The 15395-nt window shown below is 37.6% G+C and carries 9 protein-coding genes and 1 pseudogene; all 10 read right to left on the bottom strand.

Features of this window, described 5'->3' with window-relative positions:
- The coding region (locus HT703_RS10130) for an IS630 transposase-related protein (protein ID WP_172930068.1) at window positions 1-197 on the bottom strand (197 nt) is incomplete at its 3' end.
- A gap of 209 nt (window positions 198-406) precedes the next feature.
- The gene (locus HT703_RS10125) at window positions 407-5200 is read right to left on the bottom strand and encodes a S8 family serine peptidase (RefSeq protein ID WP_119943555.1); all 4794 of its coding nucleotides are present in this window, start codon (window positions 5198-5200) and stop codon (window positions 407-409) included.
- A gap of 463 nt (window positions 5201-5663) precedes the next feature.
- Window positions 5664-5879 (bottom strand): annotated as a pseudogene (locus HT703_RS10120) (transposase domain-containing protein); the annotation flags it as partial.
- Window positions 5880-6070: 191 nt separating this feature from the next.
- Window positions 6071-7798, bottom strand: a complete 1728-nt coding sequence (ezrA, locus tag HT703_RS10115) for a septation ring formation regulator EzrA (protein WP_000064821.1) — start codon at window positions 7796-7798, stop codon at window positions 6071-6073.
- 81 nt (window positions 7799-7879) lie between these two features.
- A complete protein-coding gene (gene gyrB / locus HT703_RS10110) occupies window positions 7880-9826 on the bottom strand; it encodes a DNA topoisomerase (ATP-hydrolyzing) subunit B (RefSeq protein WP_119943553.1) in 1947 nt (648 codons plus the stop codon).
- Window positions 9827-9840: 14 nt separating this feature from the next.
- Window positions 9841-10404: an HAD family hydrolase gene (locus HT703_RS10105; protein ID WP_172930067.1), complete on the bottom strand. Its 564-nt coding sequence runs from the start codon at window positions 10402-10404 to the stop codon at window positions 9841-9843.
- An 84-nt stretch (window positions 10405-10488) separates the two neighbouring features.
- A complete protein-coding gene (locus HT703_RS10100; RefSeq protein WP_119943549.1) occupies window positions 10489-11043 on the bottom strand; it encodes a DJ-1 family glyoxalase III in 555 nt (184 codons plus the stop codon).
- A gap of 10 nt (window positions 11044-11053) precedes the next feature.
- Window positions 11054-12277 (bottom strand): FtsW/RodA/SpoVE family cell cycle protein, encoded by a 1224-nt coding sequence (locus HT703_RS10095; RefSeq protein ID WP_000830659.1) that lies wholly within the window; start codon window positions 12275-12277, stop codon window positions 11054-11056.
- Between the two features lie 36 nt (window positions 12278-12313).
- Window positions 12314-14764, bottom strand: coding sequence for a bifunctional DnaQ family exonuclease/ATP-dependent helicase (locus tag HT703_RS10090; RefSeq protein ID WP_172930066.1), 2451 nt, complete (start codon window positions 14762-14764; stop codon window positions 12314-12316).
- 199 nt (window positions 14765-14963) lie between these two features.
- Window positions 14964-15395: U32 family peptidase (locus HT703_RS10085; protein ID WP_172930065.1), on the bottom strand; the 432-nt coding region annotated here is incomplete at its 5' end.

Here is a 15395-nt window from a genome sequence, read left to right as displayed (position 1 = left end):
TTCAATTCCTCTAAAGGAATCTTTCGGTTTTTGACGACTCGCTTTTTCCTCTCTAAGTGTCCTTGTTCACGTAAGTTCTTTTCCCACGTGAAGAGAGTTCTGACGCCAACATCAAAAACCTTGGCTGCCTCGACATGGCTGTGCCCCTCTTTGATGTAATCTAATGCTCGCTGTTTAAAATCTGTACTATATGCCATAGCTTTATTATAACATGCTTGTTTGAAACTAAGCAACTATACTATAATTTGAATCCTTTTGCTCACGATACTACTATAGAAATCAAGCATGAGTAAAACCAGTGGAACTTACCCTGACACGGAATTCCACTGGTTTTTATGATTTTTCTCAGACTAACTTCCAATTCTACTAGCGGTGGAACTTACTTTGGGAATTTAGCTTGTATTCTCTACTCACTTTTTGAAAAAGTTACAAGTCCAATAACTGACAACAAGAGAGAAATTCCAGAAATACTTAGCATAATAGAAATCATGTTATTCTCACCAGTGGCTGGTAACTGTTTTCCTTCTTTGATGACTGTAGCTAAAAGCACTTGTTGATCACTTCCAGCTAGTGTTTTATTCTCATGCTTAGCTTCTATATTGGAATGATGTATTGTAATTGATGTAGCTTTCTCAATTTTATCATTGCTAATTGAAGGCTTAATAGTTGAGACTTGTCTATTTTGACTTACTAATTTAACAGGTTGCACTTGAGAAACTGGCTTGATCGTTACAACTGGTTTAGCTGGAATAACTGGATTAACTGGTGCAACTGCTTTAGTTGGATCAACCGGCTTAACTGGTACAACTGGTTTGGTTGGAATCTCTACTTTATTAGCCTTAAGTTTTACAACCGTTTCTTTTAGAGCTTTGATTACTTCATTAATTTCTTCTTGACTAGCTTCTGCATTTTCCAAAAGTAGCTTAGCTTTGTTGAAAATAAGATGATATGCATCTTTCTCCTCTTTGCTAGCTGTCAAAAATCTTGGATCTTTTTCTTGGAACTTCACTTCATCCTCGATAACATTCTTTAGGCTCATAAAATCTGTTTCTTTCCCATTCAGCTGGTCTTGAGCTTGCAAGAAAGTGGTCAACAGACGGTCAATTTCATCTTGAGTTATCAAATCTTTTGTAATTAATAATGCCAAGAGTTTAAATTCACGATCATATTGACCTTTGCGTTCTTGATCAGAATTTATATATTTACCTTTTTTAACTGTCTCAGCATATGCTTTAATGGCATTCTTCAATGATGTGATATCAGATTCCTTACCATCCAATGTTTGCATAGCAGACTCTAAAGCCTTAACAATTTGGTCAATTTTATCTTGGTTAAGTTTACTTCCCAATGCTAGTTGCGCATCTTTGACACTTTGCTCAAACATCTCTTTTAAATTCTGTTTTGTATTATAATATCTTGGAGTTTTAACTACTTCCATTTGTTTATTTAAAGCTGCAATCAGAGCTGACTTAGAAACAACTGAAAGTGACAAAACATTATTTTTACCAAACAGAACTTTAAATGGTTGAAGATTATCAAGTAATTCATAACCGTTTGACAGATTTACAAGAACTTTATATTCACCAGTAACCACTTTCTTACCATAAGAATGTTTACCATATGTTTCAGCTGGCAAGACTTGACTCTGACCGTCTTCACCTACTAAAGTAATCATTGTAGTTCCAGGAACAGCTTGATTAAAGCCAACCGTTACTGGAGCATATTTCATTTTGTTAGCCAAGAAGGTAATAGTTTGAAAACTATTTTCTTTCGTTAAATCAAATTCCTTAGATAGAGCACTCACAAATTTCAACTCTGTACGATCATAGCTAAAAATTTCTGCAACATAATGCCCAAATTTCAAGAAATTAATATCTTTTGACTTATCAACGGTTACATATTGACCTTCGCTATTTTTAATGCGATAAACATAAGTTGTATCAATCTCATCATTGGTTTTATTGTTTAGTATAGCAATTTTTACACGACCACTATTTTCTTCACCTACAAGATCTTTGAGAGATATAAAATCTACATTTCCCGCAAAGTCTTCCACATAATAGAAGATTTTCGATTTATCAATGTTCTTAGGAAGTGTATAACTACCATCTTCATTTTGTTTGATAATCTGATACTGTTCGATTTCTGAATCTGCCGCCTCTCTATTTTCAGAAGGACGAATATAAAAGACTTTTTCTAGAAGAATTCCGCCATTTCCGACATCCTGAGGTTTACGAGCTATAAATTGTTCTTGATTTTTTTGAGAACGAATATATCCCGAAGTAATCAGAGGTTTTTGTGTATCGATTTGAATTTTAAATATTGTGTATTGTTCTTCAGCTCCAGGGACATCTGGCTTATAACTAATAACATAGTCATAAATTCCATCAGAGACTCGATTTCCATTAGAATCCTGTCCTCCCCAAGCTGTTTTATCTACAATGTAACTTCTTGGATTTCTAGTATCGCCATCAAAATAATTTTTCACAAGGTCTGTTGGACGACTTTGCCAAATAGGCTGACTGTGTGTTGTATCCGAAGAATCATAAACAGTTGCACGAAGATTTACCAAGTTTCTATAGACAAGAGTTTTAAATTGAACAGAATCTTTATTACCATCATCGTTCGGCGAGATAGCAAGGCGAACATTACCCTTTTCATCTAATTGAAGATGGTATTTTCCTTCATCATCTTGTTTCACTCCGAGTACAGTCACTCGATTTCCTTGACGCTCTGCTTTTAAAACATTTACATCATTTTCAGAACTTGTTAAATAAGTTGCATCGTCTGAAGGTGAAATTCCTGGATTATCTTTATCAATTTCAGAGTAAAATCCACTGTTTCCTTCCTTAATCAATTGATAAATTGGTTTTTCAATTGCAGGTAGATTTTGGAATTCTCCCTTAAATCCCATAAATGGTAAACCAATAACAGAACCATCATCTGTAGGATTGACAAATCTAACAAATCCTTCTAGAAAATAACCATTTGGCATTATTTTGCTAAGTTCTTCAGTAAACTTACTTGTATCTACACTAACTGTTACTGTCTTCGTACTATGAGCTTTCACAGTTACTTCGGGCCAAACTGTTTCAGTTAGTTTTCGTGGACGGAGAGTGAATTTTCCTTCTTCAACTTCGTCCGTATTTGTATTTACAATCATCTTCAATGTTCGGTCTTTATCCGAAATATTATGAATTGTAACTTCAAAGGTAAATTTATCACCAACATTACCAAGAGTAACACTTGGATAATTATTTGCACCTGTTACAAATAGATCTGTGCTTGTTGCCGCCATCGTGTCAACTACGCCAGCACCTTGGTGACGTGGAGAAGTATAGGCTCCAGTTTGTTTATTAAAATGTGGTTTTGCAGTAGACATAATTAAAGCTTTTACAATCTCTGAAATTTGACTAGCTGATAATTCAGGATGTTTCTTTGCTAAATATTCTTTGACTAATGCTGCGACACCAGCTACATGAGGGGCCGCCATACTTGTTCCACTTATACTTCCATAACTATTGTCGTTAAATGATGAATAGATATTTCCACCAGGTGCAGTAACATCTGGTTTCAATTGTCCATCTGTTGTAACTCCCCAACTTGAAAAATCTGACAATTGGTCTGCAACATCTGATTTACGATTATCCATCTTGTGATTAAAGACAATTTTATACTGACCAGACTTAAGAATTTCACCATAATATTTTGAAATAAAGACAGATGGGATTTTCTTAGCATCACCTGTAACAGACATACTAACATTTGCACCTTCAACGTTGTTATAAATTAAAACTCCAGCTGCACCGTGTTGAAGAGCATTTTTAATCTTATCAGAGAAATGGATTTTACCACGTTGAATCAGTGCTAACTTACCTCTTACATCAATATTAGCAAAATCTTCTTCACGACCAATACCCGTTGCTACATATTCGTATTCTTTCCCTTTTTCAAAATCTTTTTCTGTTTCAGGTCTATTAAAATCAAACTTACCATAATCAAGGGTAGCGTCATTTTCTAAACCTTTTACTTCAAAGACTTCAGTAGTTAGAATTTTATTATTAATCGAAGCAACAGAAATTGAATCTTCTACTGTAGAGGGATTTCCGACGAGACCATAATCAGGATTTTCTGCTAATGGTTGTGAAAAACCTCTACCGAAAGTATTGCTATTACCAGCAGCAATAACAACAGATACTCCTTTAGTGCGTGCTCTTTTTACTGCTTCAATAATATCTGAACCCGCATCTACAGTTGAACCCGCACCTGCACCCAAACTCATATTGATCACATCCGCACCTAACGCAACTGCGTCATCAACGGCTTTTACATAGAGGGCAGAGGCTGTAGTTTTATCTCTATCTGAAAAAACTCTCATAAACATAATTTGAGCTTCTGGCGCCACCCCATAAACCTTCTCAGAATTCGGGGCTTTATTAACTGGATTTCCAGCTACAATACCAGTAACGTGCATTCCATGAGACTCTTTTTCAGCCTCTTTTATATTATCAGTTCCATCAAAGTAATCATAAGCATATACTACCTTGTCACTGTACCATTTTCCATAGTCAATACCGGCAGCTTTTTTAGCTTTTTCGATATCATCCTGATTTTTAAATTTCGCCTTTGACGGATCAGAAATACGCAGAACTTCATGATTCAAATCAAGGCCTGAATCTATAACAGCGACTACAGTTCCTTGCCCTTTGTGTCCTGCTTCCCATGTTTTAGGGACAGTAATCATTTCATTACTGGAGATACTATTTGGCTTTTCTTTATGTCCACTTTGAGATAACGACTGTGATTGTGAACTTTCGGAAGAAGAACTTCTTTCTACTGCTGATTCTTCCTTCTTCTCTTCACTTTTTATAGCAGTCTTTTCTTTCTGTGTGATTACATTCTTGTCTGACTTATTATCTCTATATTCTATAGAATCATCTTGTTTTACTGACGCTGTCGCTTCTGTTTTTTCCTTTGAAGAAGAATCTAGAGCATTCTTGTCAGCCGTGACTGACGGTGCGAGCTTATTTGAATCATCTAATTTATTAATTATTACTGCATGTGTAACTTGATTGGATGTTTCAAATTTCCCCTCAGCAGCACTAACCTGTACTAAAGCAAATCTGCATGCAAAGACCGATAGCAGAAAAATCGTTGCTATTTGGTACTTTTTATGACAAAAATCTTTGCAGTCTCCCATAAAATCACTCCTTTTTATTTAAATTAAAAGTATTATATCCTAAATTATCTGAAAATTCTATCAAAAACTTATTTTGTAACAAAATTGTAATATTAATCACTCTTCTCATGTAATTTAAACATAAAGAAATTTAATCTCGATTAATACAAGACTAAATTTCTTTATTAAATAATTACTTTCCATTCAATTACTCATTAAGCAAAAACCTTACTAATCACGGTCATAGAATAGTTCATGTGCTTTTATAGTAGATTGAAACTAGAATAGTACACCTCTACTTCTAAAACATTGTTAGAAATCGATTTGACTGTCCTGATCGATTTGTCCTATTCTTATTTCATTTTACTATAATCGTGAATTAAGCATTTCAGGAACTGTGACAAACGTAACCGTACAATAACGAAGTCTATTGAAAAATCTCCAGATTAGTGAACTTAGCGATAGTTCCTAATCTGGAGATTTCTTATTTGCACTTTTCTTGTACAACTTTAGTCCATGGTAAATAAGCCTCTAAAACCTCTTTGTTTACGAGAGTTTCCTCGTTTGGAAGACATTCTAGAAGATAGGATAGATATTTTTCACTATTTAGTTGATGACGTTTAGCTGTTTCCAACAAACTCATAATAATAGCTGTTGCTTTAGCTCCTTCAAAACTTTGAGAAAACAACCACCCTCGCTTTTTAAAATTTAGCTTAGGCTAAAAGAGTCCACTGGACTCTTTTACTCCGTCCCATTTTAGCGTGACTACCACGCTTTGTTCTATCTTTCTTCATATTTAAATAATATCAAAACCAAGCATTAATTTCAATGATAAATAAGTAAACTCATGGCTTTTGAGTAAAGAAAAAAGCTTAGAATGAACTAAGCTTTTTAAAAACGAATCGTTTCACGTGTTTTCTCATATGAGGTAACAAAGCGATTGGTTACACCAGGCTCTGCCACTTCCAATGCTTGAGAAATCTTGTCAAATGAAGCGTGATAATCAAATTCTTTTTCAAAAATATCTAAAGCTTCGTTAAATGCTTCTTGAATGCGTTCATCAAATGAGCGATAGCGGTTAGAATATTGCAAGAGTTGCTCTGTCAAAGTTGCATATTGTACAATATTATAAGTTTCCGTTTCTAAAGCTTCCATATCATTCGTTGCAATTTCAAGAACTCGGGTAACAGATTCAATGTTAATCATTTTTTGTTCTAACTCAACCATTAAATCCTCGGTATTATTGCTTGCCGTAAAGAATAACTTCAAGAAAGTTTGTGGAATACCTGGCAGATTGCGTTTTTCCATGTATCGCTTGATAGTATGGAGACGATTGACATAAACATTGGCCTTTTGACGTGCATTAATATCATCTTTCTCAATTTGTGTCAGGCGCTCACTAACTGAAATTTGCTCATCTTCAATATCTTTTAGTTGAGTTTGTAAATCCTCAAGATTTTCTTCAAGAACTGAATAAGCTTGGGTTGGTTCTTCTTGATTTGAAGTTACCTCAACAATAGCTGCCTCAAAACTCTCTAATTCTGTCTGAATACGACGAACATGGCTTGCAGCTGTCTCAGGAAGTAAATAGGTCTTGTTCAAACGTGCAATATCTTCTCCCAATAAAGTATTATTCTCTTTCATATGTTGAAGATAAGTTGGAAGAGTTGCAAGTAGATTTTCCACTACTTTCTGAGCAGCAATTTCTCGAGTAAAAATATCATACAAGGCATTGATTTCCTCTTGTGCCTGTCCATTCTCATATTCGGCATTATCCAATTCCAACTGACGAATATTCTCTTGGTTTTTCTTGAATGCTTCATAAAGCAAGTGGAAACGCGCTTCAATATCCGTTTCAACAAAATGATAATTAGCATCAATTAGTTTACGATAACCGGCTTCCAAATCCTGTAATTGATCTGGCAATTCTGTAGAAAGCGTCGTAACCAAGGCTGGAACACGATCCACAATATGACTTAAGGCCAAAATGTGATTTTCTGTATTATCCAAAATCACTGCGGCTTCCACAGGGTCACCCGATGAATTCAAGGTTACAAATTGTGAAAATTCAGATTGGATATTTTCTAATTGTTTTTCAATTTCATCCAAGGCTTGACCATACTGTTCTGAATTTTCAGCAACTCTATGCTGAAGTTCCTCAAATAAATCCAAAGCATGAAGAACACGACCACTATTTTTAGATTCTTGCTTCTCTAAGTCTGCCAAAGCATTGCGAATTGCCGCAATATCTTCTTCAATCAAAGTAATTTGACTCTCAATTTGGTCAATTTGATGACTGGCCTTGAGAAAACGAAATGAATGATTATAGCCTTCTGCTTCAAAGAGATTATTTTCAATATCGGCAAAAGAGTTGAGAGATAAATCGACCCATTTTTGATTCCATTCACGGAAAGCCACTTGACTTTGTCCAATCAAGTGCATATTTTTTACAGCTTCTACTTCATCATTTACTGGAAGATTGTATAGTTCTTCTTTTCTTTCTTCTAGCGCCTCTAATCTCCCCTCGTTTCGCTTACGTAGAAAGATTGCCACTACATAAGCCAGAACTAAAATGACTGCAATTGCAACCATTAAATAAATTAGTTGTCCATTAGACATATCAAACTCCTTTTTTACTTGAAACAATCGTAACGATTATATCATATTTTTTAGACCAAGGGAACTACTTCTCCCTATTTTTTAGACATCAAGTGTACTATAGACAGCATTTTCTTCGATAAACTCACGACGAGGCTCTACTCGATCCCCCATCAACATATCAAAGATTTTATCTGCTTCTGCAGCATCATCTACAGAAACTCTAGCCATCAAGCGATGTTCGGGATCCATGGTTGTTTCCCACAGCTGATGATCGTCCATTTCACCTAGCCCCTTATAACGCTGAATAGTCGGTTTGGTACGACTTTCACTATAACGGGCTAAAGCTTCTTGGAGTTTGATTTCTTGATCTGCACCCGGCTGGATATATTCTTTAATCTCGCTTCCAACCTTGACACCATAGATTGGTGGCTGGGCAATATAAACATAACCAGCTTCTAGGATTGGTTTCATATAACGATAAATCAAGGTTAAAAGAAGGGTACGAATGTGGGCTCCATCGACATCGGCATCGGTCATCAAAACGAGTTTTTGGTAACGGGCTTTCGAAACATCAAATTCTGCGCCAAATCCTGTTCCCATGGCTGTGAAAAGACTACGAATTTCTTCGTTAGCTAGAATCTTATCCATACTTGCTTTTTCAACGTTCAAAATCTTACCGCGAATTGGAAGGATAGCCTGAAACTCACGGTTACGACCAGATTTGGCTGATCCACCAGCTGAGTCTCCTTCGACGATGAAGAGTTCTGTTTCAGCAGGGTTATTAGAAGAACAGTCTGCTAGTTTCCCTGGAAGGTTGGAAATTTCCAAACCAGATTTTTTACGTGTGACTTCACGCGCACGCTTGGCAGCCACACGAGCCTTGGCAGCCAAAATTCCTTTTTCTACGATACGTTTGGCAATCTGTGGATTTTCCATGAGGAAATCGGAGAAGGCTTCACTGAAGAGGCGATTGGTAATCTTGACCACTTCGCTATTTCCCAATTTGGTCTTGGTTTGTCCTTCAAACTGTGGATTTGGGTGTTTAACTGAGATAACTGCAGTTAAGCCTTCGCGAACATCTTCCCCTGTTAAATTATCTTCATTGTCTTTCAGTAACTTATTCTTACGAGCATAATCATTGATAACACGAGTCAGTGCCGTACGGAAACCTTGTTCATGCGTTCCACCTTCATGGGTATGAATATTATTGGCGAAACTCATGACATTTTCATGGTAACCTGTTGTGTACTGCATGGCTACCTCAACTGTGATATCATCCATCTCACCGTCTGTATAGATTGGTGTATCAAAGATTACATCCTTGTTCTCGTTGATATATTCAACGTAACTAGCAATCCCACCTTCATAATGATAATGCTTGGTTTGTTCCAAACCTTGGCGCTTATCAGTGATAGAAATTTGAAGACCGCGATTTAGAAAGGCCAACTCTTGAATCCGTTTATTTAATTTATCAAAATCAAAGATTGTTGTTTCAGTGAAGATTTTTGGGTCCGGTGTGAAGTGAACAGTTGTTCCTGTTTTATCCGTATCTCCAACTATTTCAAGATCTGCGACAACATGACCACGACGGTATTCTTGGTAATGAATCTTACCATTTTTGTGAACATGAACGTCTAATTGAGTTGAAAGGGCATTAACAACTGACGACCCCACCCCGTGAAGACCACCTGAAACCTTGTATCCACCACCGCCGAACTTTCCTCCAGCGTGAAGGACTGTAAAGACGGTCTCAACAGCAGGACGGCCTGTTTTTTCCTGAATATCGACTGGGATACCACGCCCATCATCCACAACAGTAATCGAATCATCTGGCTCAATAAAAACTTGAATATGGCTGGCAAATCCTGCCAAGGCCTCGTCAATTGAGTTATCAACAATTTCCCAGACTAGATGGTGAAGACCTTCTTTTGAGGTTGATCCAATGTACATCCCTGGACGCATACGAACAGCCTCTAAGCCCTCTAAAACTTGAATTTGACTGGCATCATAATCCTGTGCCTGCAGATTTTTGATTTCTTCTGTCATCTTATTCCTTTTTCTTACATGTCTAATACTTGTCTTAAATTCACGATACTGGTAAACAAGTGGGTATCAAGTCCTGCAGCTTGACCTGCTTCGATATCAATCGGTCGATCACCAATGACAAGACCTGAGCTAATCTGATACTTTTTTCTTAAATAAAGCACGGACTCGGGATTTGGCTTTCTCTTAAAGCCTGAGCTAGAAGTCACCACTTCTGTAAAATAAGCTGCTATAGAGGTTTTTTCTAAAATTTCCAAAACCTGATTATTTCGATGAGAGACCAAAAAATGACGGCCACCTTGATTTGAAATGTCTTCCAATAGGTCAAAAACTCCTTCAAATAAAATCGGGTGTTCAAGCTCTCTGGCTTCATTTTCCTTGTACTTTTCTAAAAAATTCTCTAAATTGGGAGCGAATGTCTCAATCGCCAAATCAGTAGAAACCTTTAAAGCTTGATAGACACTGTCATGGTCTTGTATAATGCCATACAGTGCCAATGTTTCAACAAATGCAGCTGTTGAAATTTCATAATTATCCAGTAAAATTCCACCTAAATCCCAGATATAATCGTGATATTTCATACCCTTCATTATAGCATTTTTTTATGAAAAAAGCGATGATTTCCCTGATTTTTCCACATAAAAAACGAGAGAATAACTCCCGTTTTACTGATTTTTACCAAAGACATCTCGATAGAGCATTCCTGTTCGTAAAGTCTCTGCGTCTCCTCCTAGTTGCTCTACCAACTCGTAGGCAAAGGCAAGGGCTGTCGAGGGACCTCGACTGGTTGTCAAGTGACCATCTACCACTACTGTTTCCTTGACGTAGTGACCATCAAGGATTTGCTCTTGAACACCATCATAACAAGTGTACTGCTTGTTTTTCAATACCCCTGCTTGATTGAGGGCAATTGGTGCCGCACAAATGGCTGCTAGTTTCTTCCCTTCTTGCTCGAATCTTTGCAACTCTTGAATCAAGGCCTGATTATCGCGCAAATGTGCAGAACCAGGCATACCTCCAGGAAGAACAATCATATCATAGTCTGATAAATCTCCATCAAAGACATGATCTGCTCTTACTTGGATTGCATGCGAACCCGTTACTTGCTCTTCAAAACCAACCATATCACATGTGATATTGGCTCGACGCAAGACATCTACAACTGTCAAGGCTTCAATTTCTTCAAAGCCCTGAGCTAACATAACTGCTACTTTTACCATGATTTTCTCCTTATTTAATTTGTTTTAATACAACCTTTTTCCGTTTGAATGGGACTTTTCCGCTCTTTTCTTCAGCTAAATTAGTCTGGTAACTCATCGATAAAAGCAAACCAACACCAATCAAATTACTGATAATAGCTGATCCCCCTTGCGAAATGAAAGGCAAGGGAATCCCCGTCAAAGGAAGTAGTCCAGTCACAGCACCGATATTCTCAAAGATGTGGAAGAGCAACATCATAATCAAACCTGTGGAAATATAAGTGTAGAACTGGTTATTTGATTTAAGAGTAATCTTCAACATACGGTAAATCAACATGAGATAGAGGGCAATAACCAGGACAGAGCCAATAAAGCCAAAATCTTCTGCAATAACCGTAAAAATCATATCTGACTCTCGAACTGGGATAAGCAGATTCGAAGCATTAAATCCCTGACCAAATAAGCCACCACTCCCAATGGCAATCTGCCCTTGAGCCTGCTGGTAAGTCGTTGTTTGGGCAAACTCAAAGGGATTGAGCCAAGCCAAAATCCGATTAATTTGGTAGGTCGGCATTCCAATTTGGTGAAGAAAAGCTCGTCCGTCCTTGCTAATAAAGATAGCTAAGAAACCAGCAACTCCTGTTACAGCAGTCACAAATACTGGGATAATAATTTTCCAAGAAACCCCTGATAATAAAACGATTCCTGAGAAAATGGCTACAAAAACCAAAGCCGTCCCCAAGTCACTTTGAAGTGCTAAAAGAACTAGGACTGGAATGGTAAAGAGAATCATCCAGAAAATTAACAAAAAGTCCAGCGGAACCGTGCGTCTCCATTCCTTATGTTTCTTTGTAAATTGGACAATGACACGAGCCAACATGAGGATATAGGATATCTTCATAAATTCTGACGGTTGAAATAGGGTAATTCCATTTATTGATACCCAGTTTTTGGCACCCGTTGATGCAACTAAGCTTGGATTATAAAATACAATCGGCAAGATCATAAGTCCCAAGCCTAAAATATATAGAAAGGGGGTCACCTTCCAAAGAAATTCTGTATTAAAGAGCATGACCACAAAACCAATCACAAGCCCCAAGGCAATCCAGGCGACCTGCTGCCCTAAAATGGGCAGAATATTATTGGGATAATCATGACTAACGGCTATATAGATAGCCACCACACCGATGACCAGTAGAAAAAATACTGGCAAGAGCAAACTGTAATCAACTCTTGAGTCGAGAGAACGTTTCATATATACTAACCTTATACTTTCATACAATACTATTTATCAAAGTTCATTAAAAAATCTATCAATAGCCTCGTCAACTTCGGATCGAGAGATGGTTTTAACAGTCGCTTCTTCTGCTAGAGATGCTACTATTTGTTTGCCGTATCGTTTTCCGACGATTCTCCTATCCAAAATAAGAGTTAAGGAACGTTGGTATTCACGTCTCATACTTCTTCCCAAAGCCTGTTTTAAACGAATAATGGCCATTGGCAATTGATAATCATAAAAGGCATTTTTCCCTTCTTGATTCAGTTCTTGATTAATCTTTTTCGTCAAGGGTTCTTGAGGATTTTGGAAAGGAAGCCTCGGTACAACTTGAATCACAAAAGGATGGCTTGAAAAATCAACTCCCTCCCAGAAACTTGCTGCACCAAGCAAGATTTGTTGTTCACCTTTTTCAAAGCGTTTCTTTAGCTGATGAACATCCCCATTTTTATACTGGGCCAAGTGGCTAACTGTAAGTAAATCCGATACTGCTAGAAGCATGTCTTTAGCGGTAAAGAGAACCAAAATCGGTTGCTGAAAAGCTTGAATTTCCACTAGTAAAGCAGCTACCTCTCTGGCATAGACTTCTAAGGAGGTTTCTGTTACCAGAGGGAAATCTTTGACCATGACCACTTCTTGTTCCTGTTTTCCCCGAGATTCAATCTTGACAAATTTGGCTTCAGGATAGCCTAAAAGGTCTGCCAAAGAAACCCTCTGACTAATCTCAAGAGTAGCCGATACTCCCAAGACTTGGCAACTCTCAGGAAGTAAAGAGGACAGAAGAGTACGGCCTGATTTTGTAGAAGAAATCTGAATTTTCTTTTGACTCGTTTCAGTTACTTCAAGCCAGTAATCACCTTCAGCTGTAAAATAGCGAACCAGCTCATCAAAGCCTTCTACTTCTAATTCTGAAAAATACTGATGGAGATTGTCCAGAGAATCTAAGATATTTTTCCTAGATTTACCAGACTGAAATTGTTCTATCAAGTAGAGACACTCAAAGCGAATACTTTCTAGTATCCGTTGTTGAACCCTGTTTTCTTCTCCTACTAAAGCCTTATCAATTAAATCGATAATAGATTGTATATCGTAGGTCTCTTGAAGCAGATTTTCTAGAGCTAACAAAATCTTTTGGACTTCATCAATAATCAGTAAACGGTCACTGACAAATTCAGGATTATCTTCAAGTCTGGTTACGAGATAGGCATGATTAGTCACTAAAAGCTTGCAAGTCTCTGCCCTTTCTTGACTACGTTTCCAAAAATCTTCCGTCACAAATAAGCTCTGGGATGATAAATTCCCATCATGACGAAGGTCTGCTAGAAAATGTTGGTAACGGTAGAGTTGCCCGATTTCATCCAAATCTCCTGTCTCTGTCTCAGTAAGCCAGACCAAGACTTGCATTTTAAAGCGTCTAAATAAGCGATTTTCATCATTTTCCTGCAAGGAATGATAAAAGGCATCCAACTTCAGATAATTGTGTGGTCCCTTTAAGCTATGAATATCTGTATGGAACACTTCCTTGAGACGTTTACCTTCTTCTTCCATGATTTGATTTTGAAGAATCTTTGTCGGAACACTAAGAACAATTTGTCGCTCTTTGGATTGAGATAAAGCGGGTAAGAGATAGCCATAGGTTTTCCCAATCCCTGTCGGCGCTTGAATCAGAGAGACAGGTTCATCTTTCAATAGCAAGCCAACCTCTTTAGCAAAACTTTCTTGTTCCTCCCTCACTTCAAGGTTCAACAGAGAAATATTTTTAGAAAAGTCTTGAGATAGTTTTCGTGGCTCCAGAGAAGCTGCCGTTTTCTTAAAATATAGACCTTGAACTTGGACCAAGTCTGGAGAAGTCAGGATAGATTGGTTGCGATAAATTTCCTCAATAACCAGGTAGGACTCATATAGGAGAGCGTCAGCCATTTCCAGCAAGCGTTCCAAGAGACCTTTAGGAAGCTGGGTCATCTTTTCCCGTAAAAAAAGAAGTAATTCTGCTGTAGCTTGGGCATCTGAAAGGGCTGTGTGGGCGTGTTTAAGAGGAATTCCTAATTCTCGGCACAATATCGGCAAACTATATTTTTCCAGTTCAGGGAAAAAGACCTGAGCCAATTCGACCGTATCAACACGAGGATTTCTTAGCTCATAACCTTCAAAAAATAAATTTTCCGCCAAAAGATTGGCATCAAACTGAACATTGTGGGCTACAAAAATCCCATCCTCTACCAAGTCAAAGATTTTTCTAGCAACTTGCGAAAAATCAGGTGCTTGCGCCAGACGTTGGTCTGTCAATCCTGTCAGTTCTTTGATATGAGCATCCAAGGGTTCATGTGGATTGACATCCGTCGTATAGTGATCAACGATTTTTCCGTCCTCAATCACGACAATTCCCACTTGGATAATTTTAGCCTTACTACCTGTGCTAGTTGCCTCTAAATCCACCACAACATAGCGATTACCAATCGTTTTCATTATAAAAAATTATACCAAAAAAAGGGCCATTTGGCACCTGCAAACATGTGATAATTTTCAAACTCAAGAAGGTTACTTGTGTTAAAAATCCCAGCAAACAGAGCATCCTAGCCTGCTGATTTTTTTGAAGATATTGGAGAATAAGAAAAATTGAGAGAAGAAATATTTGCATCTTCCTTCTCTCAACGAATCATTTACTTTATTTAACCATGTCAGGATCGTAATCATAAAATCCTGTATCAAGGAAACGGTTTTTAGGATGTAACTTGCGCACTTCTTCATCCAGCAAGAAGGCTTGGTCATGACTAAAGTTGCCCTCTTGGATCAAGCTACGCGCTTGGATAAAGAGTTTTGCAATCTCAACAAAGTTCTGACCAGGTGTATAGAGACCTCCTAATTTCCAGTGAGTAAAGCCATGCTCCACCAATTCTGTTAATTTGATCATCAAATCAAGGTCATTGTTGGCAAAGATATGGGTCCCATGATTATCTTCAAAAATGGAATAGTGGCTCTCTGGATCACTTGGCTCAGCCAAGAAGAGGTCACGTTTATGCGTCTTTTCATCATCGATATGTGTAAAGTTATAGTAGTTTTGCAAGAGTGGACGTTTAGAGTCATAACCACCCGTGAA

It is taken from the genome of Streptococcus sp. 3874 (assembly GCF_013276425.1).
Taxonomy (GTDB): domain Bacteria; phylum Bacillota; class Bacilli; order Lactobacillales; family Streptococcaceae; genus Streptococcus; species Streptococcus pseudopneumoniae.
This window is presented reverse-complemented; position numbering and strand designations above follow the sequence as displayed.